Annotated in this window: 11 protein-coding genes; 7 read left to right on the plus strand and 4 right to left on the minus strand. The window is 52.3% G+C overall.

Annotated features, from left to right (window positions below; genetic code table 11):
• Nucleotides 1-7: 7 nt before the first annotated feature.
• Together CYPRO_RS04435 and CYPRO_RS04440 are read right to left on the minus strand one after the other, a co-directional pair.
• A complete protein-coding gene (locus CYPRO_RS04435) occupies nt 8-550 on the minus strand; it encodes a cob(I)yrinic acid a,c-diamide adenosyltransferase (RefSeq protein ID WP_114983468.1) in 543 nt (180 codons plus the stop codon).
• Between the two features lie 159 nt (nt 551-709).
• Nucleotides 710-1,345: an IMPACT family protein gene (locus CYPRO_RS04440; protein WP_114983469.1), complete on the minus strand. Its 636-nt coding sequence runs from the start codon at nt 1,343-1,345 to the stop codon at nt 710-712.
• A gap of 311 nt (nt 1,346-1,656) precedes the next feature.
• Here CYPRO_RS04440 and CYPRO_RS04445 point away from each other — a divergent pair, with 311 nt between their 5' ends.
• From CYPRO_RS04445 to CYPRO_RS04470, 5 genes are all read left to right on the plus strand, one after another.
• Nucleotides 1,657-2,358 (plus strand): succinate dehydrogenase cytochrome b subunit, encoded by a 702-nt coding sequence (locus CYPRO_RS04445; RefSeq protein ID WP_114983470.1) that lies wholly within the window; start codon nt 1,657-1,659, stop codon nt 2,356-2,358.
• Nucleotides 2,358-4,298 (plus strand): fumarate reductase/succinate dehydrogenase flavoprotein subunit, encoded by a 1,941-nt coding sequence (locus CYPRO_RS04450; protein ID WP_114983471.1) that lies wholly within the window; start codon nt 2,358-2,360, stop codon nt 4,296-4,298. The genes CYPRO_RS04445 and CYPRO_RS04450 overlap by 1 nt, the downstream gene beginning before the upstream one ends.
• A gap of 21 nt (nt 4,299-4,319) precedes the next feature.
• Nucleotides 4,320-5,075, plus strand: coding sequence for a succinate dehydrogenase/fumarate reductase iron-sulfur subunit (locus CYPRO_RS04455; protein WP_114983472.1), 756 nt, complete (start codon nt 4,320-4,322; stop codon nt 5,073-5,075).
• A 509-nt stretch (nt 5,076-5,584) separates the two neighbouring features.
• Nucleotides 5,585-6,580 (plus strand): hypothetical protein, encoded by a 996-nt coding sequence (locus tag CYPRO_RS04465; protein ID WP_114983474.1) that lies wholly within the window; start codon nt 5,585-5,587, stop codon nt 6,578-6,580.
• 4 nt (nt 6,581-6,584) lie between these two features.
• Nucleotides 6,585-7,700: an acyl-CoA reductase gene (locus CYPRO_RS04470; RefSeq protein WP_114983475.1), complete on the plus strand. Its 1,116-nt coding sequence runs from the start codon at nt 6,585-6,587 to the stop codon at nt 7,698-7,700.
• Nucleotides 7,701-7,852: 152 nt separating this feature from the next.
• Here CYPRO_RS04470 and CYPRO_RS04475 read toward each other — a convergent pair whose 3' ends face one another.
• Together CYPRO_RS04475 and CYPRO_RS04480 are read right to left on the minus strand one after the other, a co-directional pair.
• Nucleotides 7,853-8,143, minus strand: a complete 291-nt coding sequence (locus CYPRO_RS04475) for a helix-turn-helix transcriptional regulator (RefSeq protein WP_114983476.1) — start codon at nt 8,141-8,143, stop codon at nt 7,853-7,855.
• Nucleotides 8,143-8,490, minus strand: a complete 348-nt coding sequence (locus CYPRO_RS04480; RefSeq protein WP_114983477.1) for a type II toxin-antitoxin system RelE/ParE family toxin — start codon at nt 8,488-8,490, stop codon at nt 8,143-8,145. Before CYPRO_RS04480 ends, CYPRO_RS04475 begins: the two co-directional genes overlap by 1 nt.
• A gap of 572 nt (nt 8,491-9,062) precedes the next feature.
• On the opposite strand from CYPRO_RS04480, the gene CYPRO_RS04485 reads away from it, so the two are divergent.
• Both CYPRO_RS04485 and miaA read left to right on the plus strand, forming a co-directional pair.
• On the plus strand, nt 9,063-10,157 hold the full coding sequence (locus CYPRO_RS04485) for a PorV/PorQ family protein (RefSeq protein ID WP_240644833.1): 1,095 nt from the start codon (nt 9,063-9,065) through the stop codon (nt 10,155-10,157).
• Between the two features lie 751 nt (nt 10,158-10,908).
• Complete coding sequence (gene miaA / locus CYPRO_RS04495) at nt 10,909-11,838, plus strand: tRNA (adenosine(37)-N6)-dimethylallyltransferase MiaA (RefSeq protein ID WP_114983479.1); 930 nt, start codon at nt 10,909-10,911, stop codon at nt 11,836-11,838.
• Nucleotides 11,839-12,434 lie beyond the last annotated feature (596 nt).

Consider the following 12,434-nt stretch of genomic DNA (forward strand, 5'->3'; position numbering starts at 1 on the left):
GTGCAGCTTAGCGGGCAATCCAGCGGGTTTCGGGAATGTTGGACCGCTCATTTTCGAGCCGCGCCATCACAAATAAGAGATCAGAAAGACGGTTCAGATAGATGATGACATCTTCCGAAATATCTTCGCTTTGGCGGGCTTCAATGCAGATACGCTCAGCCCTGCGGCACACGGTCCGGGCGATATGTAGTGCTGAAGCCGACTGTGTGCCTGTTGGAAGCAGAAAGTTGGTCAGGGGAGCAAGCTCAGCGGAAACTTCATCGATGAAGCTTTCGAGTTGCTCGAAGTGCGTTTGGCCAATCCGCGCAATTTTGGCTTGCTTGGTAGGTGGTGTTGCAAGGTCGGCACCCAGAACAAACAGATCGTTTTGCAGCTGAACAGCGATGGTTTCATTTTGATCCGTGAGCCCGAAACTGCGGGCGAGCCCTATAAAGGAGTTCAGCTCATCAGCTGTTCCGTAGGTCTCAATTCTAATGTTTGTTTTTTTGACGCGCTGACCGCCAAACAGCGAAGTTTCGCCTTTATCGCCGGTTTTGGTATAGATTTTCATGGATGATTCGCTGCCTGAGTCAATTTTGGTTAAGAATATAAAATTAGGAGAATGCGCAGGTAAAACCAACTTGATTACGCCCGCATTCATCAGCAGGCAACTTTGGCATGGCAGGGGAGTAGGGAAATCGAAGGGTGCACACTATATCTGTGAATATGACTAAAGCGGGCTGGTGATCAGCACCCCGCCTTTTGACTTACAGCTTATGCCGAGATAGCTGAGTTTCTGAAGGGCGTCGGTCAGGGAGTCCGCAGCCTGCGTGTTAACGTGCACGGTGTAGCGCACGTCTTCGGTGTAAACGGCGTCGGCAATGTGTGCATCAGCCCTTTCGAGCAGGTAGTCCACCTGTTTTTTGTGCGGGTAGCCGCAGCAGATTTCTATCTGTAAGCCGGGCTGAACGCGCAGTATCCGGGCTTCATCAAGACAAAGCGCTGCACTGCGGCTGTAGGCGTCGATCAGACCCGGTTTTCCAAGCTTGGTGCCGCCATAGTAGCGTACCACAATCAGGCCGCAGTTGATCAGCTTACGGGACCGCAGTTCATTCAGAATCGGCAGTCCTGCAGTGCCTGAAGGCTCGCCGTCATCCTGTGAAAACTCTTCGGGTTGGTGCGGATTTATGCGCCAGGCATAGCAGTGATGGGTCGCGCTATGGTGTGCGCGCTTAATTTCGGCGAGCTGTTCCGAGAACGCATCCGCATGCGTGCAAGCTACAGCAAAGGCCAAAAATTTGGAGCCCAGAATGCGGTAATCTGCAGTCGGATTGCCGGAAATAGTTTTGAAGTCGGTTGGTTGCATAGCGTGTTAAATTAGCGAATATTCGCTTAATTATTGGTACGGAATGATTTACGAACAACAGCCAAACAGCGGGATTTCGTAGGTTTAGCATGCGTTAAAAAGTGCAGGAAAAATATGCGCAAGGGCGCATGAAGCCCTGATTTGTATTATATTGAGCCATGCGGTAAACTCATTTCGCATAGTTGTATTAGATTATTCAGAAGGGATACAAATTAGCAATCCCCTCATAAACCTAAGCATAATCTAATACGATTGTTTATATTAGATTATCTCAAAAACTGAAACTCACGAACAAAAGCAAGTATTAGCCGATGGCCTCATTTAGCAATTTGCTCCAAACTACGGTAGGCCGGAAAATCCTGACAGGGGTTACCGGTATCTTCCTGACCTTATTTTTAGTGGCTCACCTTGCAGGTAACCTGAGCCTTTTCGCCGGCGACGGCGGTGAAGCGTTTAATCTGTACGCTGTTTTCCTGCATGATTTAGGCCCCCTTCTGTGGATCGCTGAAATCATCCTCATCATCCTTTTTGCCCTGCACGCCTACTTAGGTATCAAAATCTATCTCGGCAAAAAGAAAGCACGTCCGGTAGATTACAGCTACTACAAGTCACAAGGCGGCCCGAGTAAGCAGAACCTGGCATCCAAAACCATGCTGATTTCCGGTTCCGTCATTCTCCTTTTTGTGATTCTGCATGTGCTGCACTTTAAATACAACTTTTTCATGCCCCAAATGACGGTTGCAAACCCGGGCGGCGGTGAAATGATTGACCTTGCCGGGCATGTGGAACAAGCATTCCTCAATCCGTGGATTACCCTGGCCTATACGGCCGTAATGCTGTTAATTGGCGTACACCTTAAGCATGGTGTATGGAGTGCCTTTATTTCGCTTGGTGCCAAAAATCCCAAGCTCGTACCCTTACTCTACACGGTAGGCGGAATTGTAGCAGCCTTACTCGCTGTTGGTTTTCTAATCATCCCAGTGTTCATATTCTTTAACGGAGGATTATTATAATGGAAGTTGCATCAAAACAATCAACCTTCAAGTGGGATTCTAAAATCCCGACCGGTCCGCTTGTAGACAAGTGGAAAACGCATAAAAACAACATCAAACTTGTTAATCCGAGCAACAAGCGGAAGTACAATATTATAGTAGTAGGTACCGGTCTTGCAGGTGCATCCGCTGCAGCTTCTCTTGGTGAACTGGGCTACAACGTAAAAGCTTTTTGTATTCAGGATTCTGCCCGCCGTGCACACAGTATCGCAGCACAGGGCGGTATCAACGCAGCCAAGAACTACGCCAACGACGGCGACAGCATCTGGCGCCTTTTCTATGATACCATTAAAGGGGGCGACTACCGTGCCCGCGAAGCAAATGTGTACCGCCTCGCTGAAGTAAGCAACAGCATTATCGATCAGTGCGTCGCACAGGGGGTACCTTTCGCCCGCGATTACGGCGGAATGCTCGTGAACCGTTCCTTCGGTGGCGCACAGCTTTCCCGTACCTTCTACGCCCGCGGTCAAACCGGGCAGCAGCTCCTTCTCGGTGCCTATAGCGCGCTGATGAAAACCATCAAGAGCGGCAAAGTGAAGATGTACACCCGCGAAGAAATGCTCGATCTCGTAACGGTTGACGGCGTTTCTAAAGGGATCATCAGCCGTAATCTCGTAACCGGTAAAATTAACCGGCACGCAGCCGACGCGGTGCTCCTCTGTACCGGCGGCTACGGCAACGTTTTCTATCTCTCCACCAATGCCAAAAACTCCAACGTAACCGCAGCTTGGCGCTGTTACCGCAAAGGCGCGCTGTTCGGAAACCCAAGCTTCACACAAATTCACCCAACCTGTATCCCGGTTTCCGGTGAATATCAGTCCAAGCTCACCCTCATGAGTGAGTCGCTCCGTAACGACGGACGCGTGTGGGTGCCCAAGGCCAAAAACGACAAGCGTCACCCGAACGACATTCCCGAAGACGAGCGCGATTATTACCTCGAACGCATCTATCCGAGTTTCGGTAACCTTGTACCGCGCGACGTAGCTTCGAGAAACGCCAAAAACGTTTGTGATGAAGGCCGCGGCGTAGGTACAAGCGGACTCGCTGTTTATCTCGATTTCCGCGACGCCATCAAGCGCGACAGCGAGCAGGCTATCCGCGAGCGCTACGGAAACCTCTTCGAAATGTATGAGAAAATCACCGATGAAAACCCCTACGAAGTGCCCATGCGGATTTACCCCGCCGTGCACTACACCATGGGCGGCCTGTGGGTAGATTACAACCTCATGACAACCGTACCCGGCTTGTTCGCCCTCGGCGAAGCCAACTTCTCTGATCACGGTGCCAACCGTCTCGGTGCAAGCGCGCTCATGCAGGGCCTTGCCGACGGTTACTTTGTAATCCCTTACACCGTAGGCGATTACCTCGCAGGCATCACCCCCGGCGATGTTACGACCGATCACGAAGCCTTCGAAAAAACCGAAAAAGCGATTGTAGCTGAAATCGACAAGCTCCTGAGCATCAAAGGCAGCAAAACCATCCTTGATTTCCACAGGCAGCTCGGTAAAATCATGTGGGATAAGGTCGGCATGTCGCGCGATGAGCAAGGCCTCAAAGAAGCTATTGCCGAAATCAGCGCGCTGCGCAAAGAATTCTGGTCAGATGTTTTCGTACCCGGCGAGCCGGCTACCTACAATAAATACCTCGAATACGCCATGCGCGTAGCCGATTTCATCGAACTTGGTGAACTTATGGCCCGCGATGCTCTCGAGCGCCCCGAATCCTGCGGCGGTCACTTCCGCGAAGAATCCAAAACACCGGAAGGCGAAGCCAAGCGCGACGACGAGAACTATGCCTACGTTTCCGCCTGGGAATTCACCGGCGTGGATACACCGCCCGTTCACCACAAAGAGCCCCTGGTGTTCGAAAATGTCAAACTCACACAGCGTAGCTACAAATAAGAAACCGGAAGAAATTTAATTATGAGCACAAACGACCTGATAACCGTACACCTCAAAGTATGGCGCCAAAACGGCCCGAATGACAAAGGCCACTTTGAAGATTACACCCTCAAAGACATCACCACGCACATGTCCTTCCTGGAAATGCTCGACGTACTGAACGAGAATCTCATGAAGGAAAAAAAAGAGCCGGTTGAGTTTGATCACGACTGTCGTGAAGGCATCTGCGGTTCCTGTAACCTTGTTATCAACGGCATCCCTCACGGACCCGAAATGCGCACCGCAGCCTGTCAGCTGCACATGCGTCACTTCAAAGATAACGAAACCATCACCATCGAACCCTGGCGCGCAACCGCTTTCCCGGTCATCAAAGACCTCGTGGTTGACCGCAACGCCTTCGACCGCATCATGGAAGCCGGTGGCTACGTCACCATGGCTACCGGAAATGCACCCGACGCCAACGCGGTGCCCATTCCCAAAGTCGAAGCCGACAGCGCTATGGACTACGCCGTATGTATCGGCTGTGGTGCCTGCGTAGCAGCCTGCCCGAACTCCTCAGCTTCCCTGTTCACCGGCGCGAAAATCGCACAGTTTGCCAAGCTGCCCCAAGGCGGACCTGAGCGCAAGCAGCGCGTAATCGCAATGGTAGAACAAATGGAAAAAGAAGGCTTCGGCGATTGCTCCAACTATGCAGAATGCGAAGCCGTCTGCCCGGTAGGCATCTCCATCAGCGCCATTGCAACCATGCGCACCGAATACGTGAAAGCCCTCTTCTAAGCATTCACGCGATACCCCAAATACGAAAAAGGTCGTGCCCCCAAGGCATGACCTTTTTCACTTTATGCCAAACCCGAAGCTGCCCCTGGCAGTACCATGGCCCGGCTCCGAGCCCTGCAACCGGCCTGACGGGCTTTCGGGCCTGTGTTTTTTTGGGGAAAATCCCGTGAACATCAGGGGCGCCGTGGCAGATTGTGAGCTCCCCAGTCAAAGATAGGTCCCTTGCTTTTTGATTCTCGTATCCGATGATTCAGCTTCAACGCCGCCAGCGGGGAAATTTCACTTCGTGGGAATCGCTACGCTCGGTGCGCAGTCTTTACACCACACTCAAATTTGGGCTACCGGTGTTTTTCGCTAAGTCAAATTTAAATTTTCACTTAGCAAATAAACCCTGTTTAGTTGTGAATAATGCGGGCTATATTGGTTGCTCAGATGAACTAACCCGGAAAACCCTCCTGCCCCATTCCGCAAAATTTTCAACGCCTTAGTCCGCCCTCCGCTACCTCCTGATGTCCGCCGATCCCCGATTTATTTTCGAAGGAAACACGCCCTTTCGTACGCGCATGCACCGTGTCGCGCGCCATCAGTACGCGCAAGCAGGCACCTGGCGCCGTTTCTGCGACGCTTTAGGCTGGCAGCCCGATCAGCTGGAACAGGGCGACCCGGACGCCATCCCGCCCTTACTCCCCGTCGAAGCCTTTCAGCAGCCCCTTTTCGATCAAGCACCTTCCGCAGACCTCATCTTCCGAAGCAGCGGCACCACCGGCACGCTCCGCTCCGAACACCCGGTGACCGAGCCCGAGCTGTACCGCGAAGCCATCTTTCGGGGCATGCGCAGCTTTTATCCGCTCGACGATTTCATCATCCTCGCCTACACGCCGGGCTACAGCGACAACCCGAACTCCTCCCTCATCTGGATGCTGCGCGAGCTCACCGCCGCCGAGTCCTCCGGATGCAGCGGTTTCCTCCCGCTTGATGCGCCGATTCCCGAAACGCTGCTGCGTAAGATCGAAGACTCGGGCAAGCGGCTGCTGCTGTTCGGCGCGGCCTTCGGCCTGATTGACCTCGCCGAGCGCTTCCCCGTACAGCTCCCCGCCGATGCCCTCATCATGGAAACCGGCGGCATGAAAACGCACCGCCGTGAAATCAGCCGCGACGCCCTGCACCAAAAGCTGGCCGATGCTTTCGGACTATCCCCCGCGCAGGTGAACTCCGAGTACGGCATGACCGAGCTGCTCTCGCAGGCTTACAGCGACGGCAGCGGCTGGTTCCGCTGCCCGCACTGGATGCAGGTCAGCATCCGCAACCCGGAAAATCCGCTGGAGCCGCTCCCGCCCGACGAACAGGGGCTGATCGGCATCATCGACCTCGCCAACTATCACGCGTGCAGCTTCCTCCTCACCGGCGACCGAGGCGAGATGCGCCCCGACGGCAGCTTCCGCGTACTGGGCCGCTTCATCCCCGAAAACCTCCGGGGCTGCAACTTTCTGATTGATCAGGATTAGGTTTATGCACCCATTCCCCGAAACCCAAAACGCCCGCATCGCCCGCGCCCAAAAACTGGGCGAACTCGTGCAAGACTGGCTCCGCGGAGAATCCGGCAGCTGTGAACAGGCCGCCGCCGAAACCATCCGTCGCGGCTTCTTCGAAGCCGAAGATGTCCGTATTGCCCTGAACCATCTCCGGGAGAGCGTTCATCCGGAATCCCTGCAGCGCTGGTTGGAGTGCAGCGTACCCGCAAACCTTGAGCAGGCCTCTAAACCGGAGGGGGCAGTCCTCTGCCTGCACGCCGGAAACCTCCCGCTCGTTGGCCTGCAGGATGTGCTGGCCTGCATACTCGCAGGTGTGCCCTACTGTGGCAAAGTTTCCCGCAAAGATCCGCTGCTGCTGCCCTCCCTGCTGGATTTTTTGGCCCCGGTCTTCCCCGAACTTAGTCTGCGCTGGAGCACCGAACTCGATGACTTCCGTAATCTCAAAGCCGGTGCCGTACTGTTCAGCGGCTCGGAAGTGTCCGTGCCGGAAGTCCTCGTCCGCCTCAATGGCGGAAAAATGCTCCGCTCCGATGCCCGCAAGCTCATCCGCACCGCCCACAGCTCCGTCGCCTGGATACCGGCTGCAGCCCTAACCATACACCAAACGCTGGGGCCTGAACTCGCCGAAGCCGTCTTCCGCTACGACGGACGCGGCTGCCGCAGCCTCACCACCATCTTCACCAACGCCGATCCCGCGATCGTCCTGCGCCTCCTGAGCGAGTCCGCACAGAAGCTGTTTCCAACCCGCGAAAACGCCCGTCTCAATCCGTTGCTCCGTTACCGCGAAGCCTTCTTCACCGCCATGCACCGCCAAACCGAAACCCACCGCGGTCGCCTGCTCGCCATCACCCAACCCGAAACCCACACCGACGGCCTCATCACCCTAACCCCCGGCACCCCCGCTGATCTCAGCGCCTTCCTCCAAAAACACGGCTCCCGCATCCAAAGTGTCTATGTGCCCGGCAGCTCTACCCCATCAGCAATTGCAGGCAGAACAACCGAACCGCTCGCCCAAGCCCAAACCCCGCCCGTAAGCTGGCGCCCCGACGGGGTTGATGCGTTGAAGTGGATTTTGGGGGATGAGTTTTGCTAACTCTTTAGAGAGGAGCGAAGGTGTAAAATACTGTTGGGTTGTTTTGCGGTTCGGCTTAAGAAGCCGACGCTATGAAAGACAAAGTGGTGCAGCAAGCATGCGGCAATCATCATGCACCATCAGGGTTGGCAAAATTTGTGAGGCGTAGTGGATTAAACTTCAATCTCTATTTTGACCTTACCTCCAAGGCCTTTTTCAACAATTTCAAAGAGAGTTTTTAATGTCATGTTGCTGCCGTCATTTTCCACTCTGGAAATATATGTTCTCTTCTTGTCGACCAGTTGCGCAAGCTGCTCCTGGGTCAGGTCTTTTTCTTCCCTTGCTTTTTTTAGTAAAAGTCCGACTTTGAAAGTCTCAAATTCTCTTTCAAGCTTGTCACGACGCGGTGTTCCCTTGATGCCGTAAACAGTGTCTTTTATTTCATTCCAGGGTTTTGTTTCCATTATTTTATGTTTTTCTCTTCGTAATACTTGTTCATCAGTCTAAGTGCCTTGTCAATTTCCTTACGAGGTGTTTTTTGGGTCTTCTTAACAAACCCGTTAAGCAGGATAACTAACTTTCCCTGATCAAAAAAGCAAAAGACCCTCCAAATGTTAGAGCCCAGCTGTATTCGTGCTTCATATAGCCCTTTGGTTCCGTGTATGAATTTCAGATAGTTTGCCGGAATTCTCTCAAGAGTCTCAATTGCTTCTATGACCTTAAAAATTTTGTCTTGAACTTTCTCCGGCTGAGCGAGAAGAAAGTCCTCAAAATGCCTTTCGTAAGCAATTACTTGTCTGATTTTTTCCATTTGATGAAAGGTAACTTAAAAGTTACTATTAGCCAATAAAAGAAGGCTTATTTTTTGACCTTTTCTCAAAGGTTGCAAGCTTATGGGGGTATTGAATACTTGTCTGTGCAAGAATCGGAGTGAAAATGGCAACCTGAGGTCGTCAATCCCAGCGGTTATCGCAAGGTTCTGTAAACTCTTATGGCTACCACTGTCATTTTTAACCTAAGAGATAGCATGTTCAGTGTTGCTTGCTACTGTAGATAATCTCACCCCCCCCGAAAACCCTTTTCCCAACCCGACAGCAGCACCCCACGCCGGAGCGCCAACATAAAAAGCACGGGATATTCCGTTGATTTGGGATTTCTCACCAGCACGGCTGTCAGTGATGTGCAAGGGGTTTTCCCCAAAAAATTACGGAAGCAGGAATTGCCTCAGGAATTTGGTATTAAGATGACCATACATGTGGTTTGCATTGCGGAACACGGGGCGCGGTTTGGGGTTTAAGCGGGCGTGTGTTCGTTTTGGGCTGAAAAGCCGAAGCCGTATATTGACCTATAATTTTCCTCCATTTGCAGTATCTCTTTTTTGCTTTGCTGAAGTTTCTTTTTCTCTCCGCCGCTCTCATTTTTGGACTTTTTGCGAACAGCGCACAGGCGCAAAGCCTTGTGCGCGTGTCGTACGGCAACGATTTTATGTCGGTCGGTAGCGGCGCACGGGCGCTGGGGATGGGTTCGGCGCATACGGCTTTTGCCACAGGTGTGACCGCCGCATTCTGGAATCCCGCGGGTTTGTCGCAGTTGCAGGGGCTTGAAGCGGCCTATATGCACTCTGAGCGCTTTGGCGGAATCGTAGGCTACGATTACGGTGCCGTCGCAATGCCGCTGCCCGGCTCGGAGGGCACGCTGGCGATCAGCTTTTTCCGACAGGGCGTGGATAACATCAAAAATACGCTCAATGCATGGGACCGCGAGCGGAACCGTCCGCGGGAGAATGTGAATGATTTCATCACTTCGTTTAGCGCGGCAGATTTGGCCGTGATGATTTCTTACGGCACGCCCGTGAATGAGCGCCTGAGCTGGGGCGCTTCGGTGAAAATCCTGAACAGCAGCATCGGACCGTTTGCCAACGCCTGGGGTTACAGTCTCGACGTGGGCGCGCAGTACCGCGCCGGCGATTATCTTTTGGGGGTGAATCTGATGGACATCACGACCATGATGAAATTCTGGTCGGTTGATGCCAACGAGCTGCGGGCCCTTGAAACCGAGTTCGGGGATGAAATCCCGGTCGGGGAGAATGAAGTCATTTTGCCGACGCTCAAACTGGGCGCAGCCCGCTTCTTTAATTTCGGGGATTTCAGCCTGATTGCCGCCGCCGATGCTGATTTCCGTTTTGAAAACCGCCGCACCTATTATATTAATGTGGGCAGCATGAGCATCGAGCCGCATGTTGGTCTGGAAGCTGGCTATCACGATACAGTTTTCCTGCGGATGGGGCTCACCGATTTTTCGACCAACCGCAGCGGGCGCATCAACACGTCACCGACCCTCGGCGCGGGTATCCGGCTTGGGGCGTTCGACTTCGATTATGGGTTCAGCAGCTTTGCCGGAGCAGCCTCTGATCTGGGCTTCACCCATCGGCTGTCGCTGCGGTTCTCCCTTGCCCGTATGGGCAGCAGAGACGCGTAAACCTTAGTAGCGGTTCATGCAGCCTGCTTGCTATTGCTCCCTATTCATAAGCTGATCAGCGAAAATTGTGCAGTTAAATCCCGTATTCGATACCCTCTTTCTCTTTTACCCGGGATTTGGTTCATGGGTCTGCATTCAGGCAAACGCCATGAATGTAATGTCAGATTTTTTGCCCGGGTCAGTTCACTGGCAGCTGGGTTTAGCAGGTTTGGGCTTTGCAGCTGTTCTGCCGCAAAAGTCGGTAAAGAGCGCAGTGCTTTACAGCGTCATTGCTACTGTTTTACCGATTGTGGTATCAATACTAATCCTAAGTATTTACCCCAACTCAGCAAGGGCGGGGCTGCCTGTTTTAGCGGGCCTGGTCTTTGGGCCCTCAGTGGGACTGTGGTACGCAGGTGCTAATAGCCGGGCATGGCGGGGGGCTGGGATTCGGTTAGCTGCTTTTTTTGTGCTGATTGCAGGCGCGGCTTATTCCGTTGGCAGTATCTTTGACGGCAATACAGCCGGGATCAATATCGGTAATACGGGCTTTATCATTGGAGGCGGGGTGATGATTGGCAGTACGGTTTGGGATACTTTTGTAGCTGGCCCCCGCACCGTATCTGCGGTCAGGGCCCGAACCGAAAATAAACCTCCTGATGCAAACAAACCGGATTCGTTATAACTCTAAGGGTAAATTGACGCGTAGTGATTCAGATTCAGTTTCCGCGTAAAAGGTAGTTCTAAGAGATCCTTAATTCATTTAAAGTTGATGGCAATGTCTAAGCTGCAGCGTATTGTTGTTATCGGACCGACCGCTTCCGGGAAGTCTGCCCTTGCTGCGCATTTGGCGAACCGGTTGGGTAGTATCGTCATATCTGCAGATGCCAGGCAGTGCTACCGTGAACTCAATATCGGCACGGCAAAACCCGAGCCGGAGCTGCTTGCAATGGCACCGCATCGGTATATCGATATCCTCAATCCTGATGAACCCGAAAATGCTTCGGCTTTTCGTCGCCGCTGCGATGTTTGGGAGCAGGAGCATTTCCGGCAGTCTGCTGCACCCGTGGTGTATGCCGGCGGTTCGACCCTGTACCTGCAAAGCCTTTTGTTCGATTTGGATGATGTGCCGTCAGCCAATGCCGAAAACCTCGCAACGCTCAAAGAACGTGCGGAGCGGGAGGGACTCGGGAAATTGTACGAAGAACTTGCCGCTATCGATCCGGTCTATGTTGCCCGCATTGACGGCATGAACCGGCACCGCATGTTTCGGGCCCTTGATGTGTGGATGCAAACCGGCCGGCCATTCAGCAGCTTTCACAAACAGGATGGGTACGATGACCCGAGAGCCCGCAGTCTCGTGGTGATGCCCGATATACCGCGGGCGGAGCTGCACGCACGTATTAATCAGCGCGTAGATCTGATGATCAAAGCAGGCCTGGTTGAAGAAGTGCGTGATCTGCTCACCCGCTGGGATGAAAACTTGCAGTCGCTGCAGACGGTGGGATACCGGGAAGTGATCTCGCATCTGAAAGGTGACATCAGCTATGAACAGATGAAGGCGGACATCAAAACAAACACCCGCAGGTACGCGAAACGACAGCTGACCTGGTTCCGCCGCTGGCCTTTCGTGCAAAAACTACCTGCAACATTTCATGATCAGTTACAGGCTGTTACGGCCTGTTTGGAAACTTCTCACTGAGAAGAGTATTACTTCTTTTCCGCCTCGCAGGGAAGACAGATCAAGACGGATTGCGCATTTATATGCTTAGCTCACGCCTTTAGCTGCAGCATAGGCTCTTAGATGTATAACGGGAATAGCGAAACCTGATTTAGTATTCTCTATAATTGAAATTAAAAATGTAAAATAAGGTAAGCAGTATAGGTATGCTGGAATTGCCATTAGAATTGACACGGCATTTTTGGGGAATCGCAAATTCTTTATGACACCTTTTGAAAAGCAGATGGTCAGGTTTTTGTCATTTAAATGGCTTTATAAAAATAATATGACAAAATTATGTACAAATAATTATATATGATTAATATAATTAATCAAAAAAAAGAATGTGTTCATGATGTGCCTCTAACATGCAGCTTTTAGTGCTGGCAACGCTGCTTTTGACGTCCCTAAGTACAGTTGGTAGCTGAGTGATGGGGTGGTGGGTTAACTGCTATCAACATTAATGTAAATCCCTGAAACGGCTAAAATAGCTGAAAAAATGATGTTTTTGGGTTGCCTTTCTTATGATTAAGCCTTTTTATATGTGGAAGTAAAATCAGCCGAAAAGACTTGTCGCA

The organism is Cyclonatronum proteinivorum, assembly GCF_003353065.1.
Classification (GTDB): Bacteria; Bacteroidota; Rhodothermia; order Balneolales; family Cyclonatronaceae; genus Cyclonatronum; species Cyclonatronum proteinivorum.

Bases quoted from the DNA above. Each gene is read 5' to 3' on its own strand.
- CYPRO_RS04435 (WP_114983468.1), bottom strand. From the start codon at position 550: ATGAAAATCTATACCAAAACCGGCGATAAAGGCGAAACTTCGCTGTTT.
- miaA (WP_114983479.1), top strand. From the start codon at position 10,909: ATGGCAATGTCTAAGCTGCAGCGTATTGTTGTTATCGGACCGACCGCT.
- CYPRO_RS04450 (WP_114983471.1), top strand. From the start codon at position 2,358: ATGGAAGTTGCATCAAAACAATCAACCTTCAAGTGGGATTCTAAAATC.
- CYPRO_RS04440 (WP_114983469.1), bottom strand. From the start codon at position 1,345: ATGCAACCAACCGACTTCAAAACTATTTCCGGCAATCCGACTGCAGAT.
- CYPRO_RS04475 (WP_114983476.1), bottom strand. From the start codon at position 8,143: ATGGAAACAAAACCCTGGAATGAAATAAAAGACACTGTTTACGGCATC.
- CYPRO_RS04455 (WP_114983472.1), top strand. From the start codon at position 4,320: ATGAGCACAAACGACCTGATAACCGTACACCTCAAAGTATGGCGCCAA.
- CYPRO_RS04445 (WP_114983470.1), top strand. From the start codon at position 1,657: ATGGCCTCATTTAGCAATTTGCTCCAAACTACGGTAGGCCGGAAAATC.
- CYPRO_RS04470 (WP_114983475.1), top strand. From the start codon at position 6,585: ATGCACCCATTCCCCGAAACCCAAAACGCCCGCATCGCCCGCGCCCAA.
- CYPRO_RS04465 (WP_114983474.1), top strand. From the start codon at position 5,585: ATGTCCGCCGATCCCCGATTTATTTTCGAAGGAAACACGCCCTTTCGT.
- CYPRO_RS04480 (WP_114983477.1), bottom strand. From the start codon at position 8,490: ATGGAAAAAATCAGACAAGTAATTGCTTACGAAAGGCATTTTGAGGAC.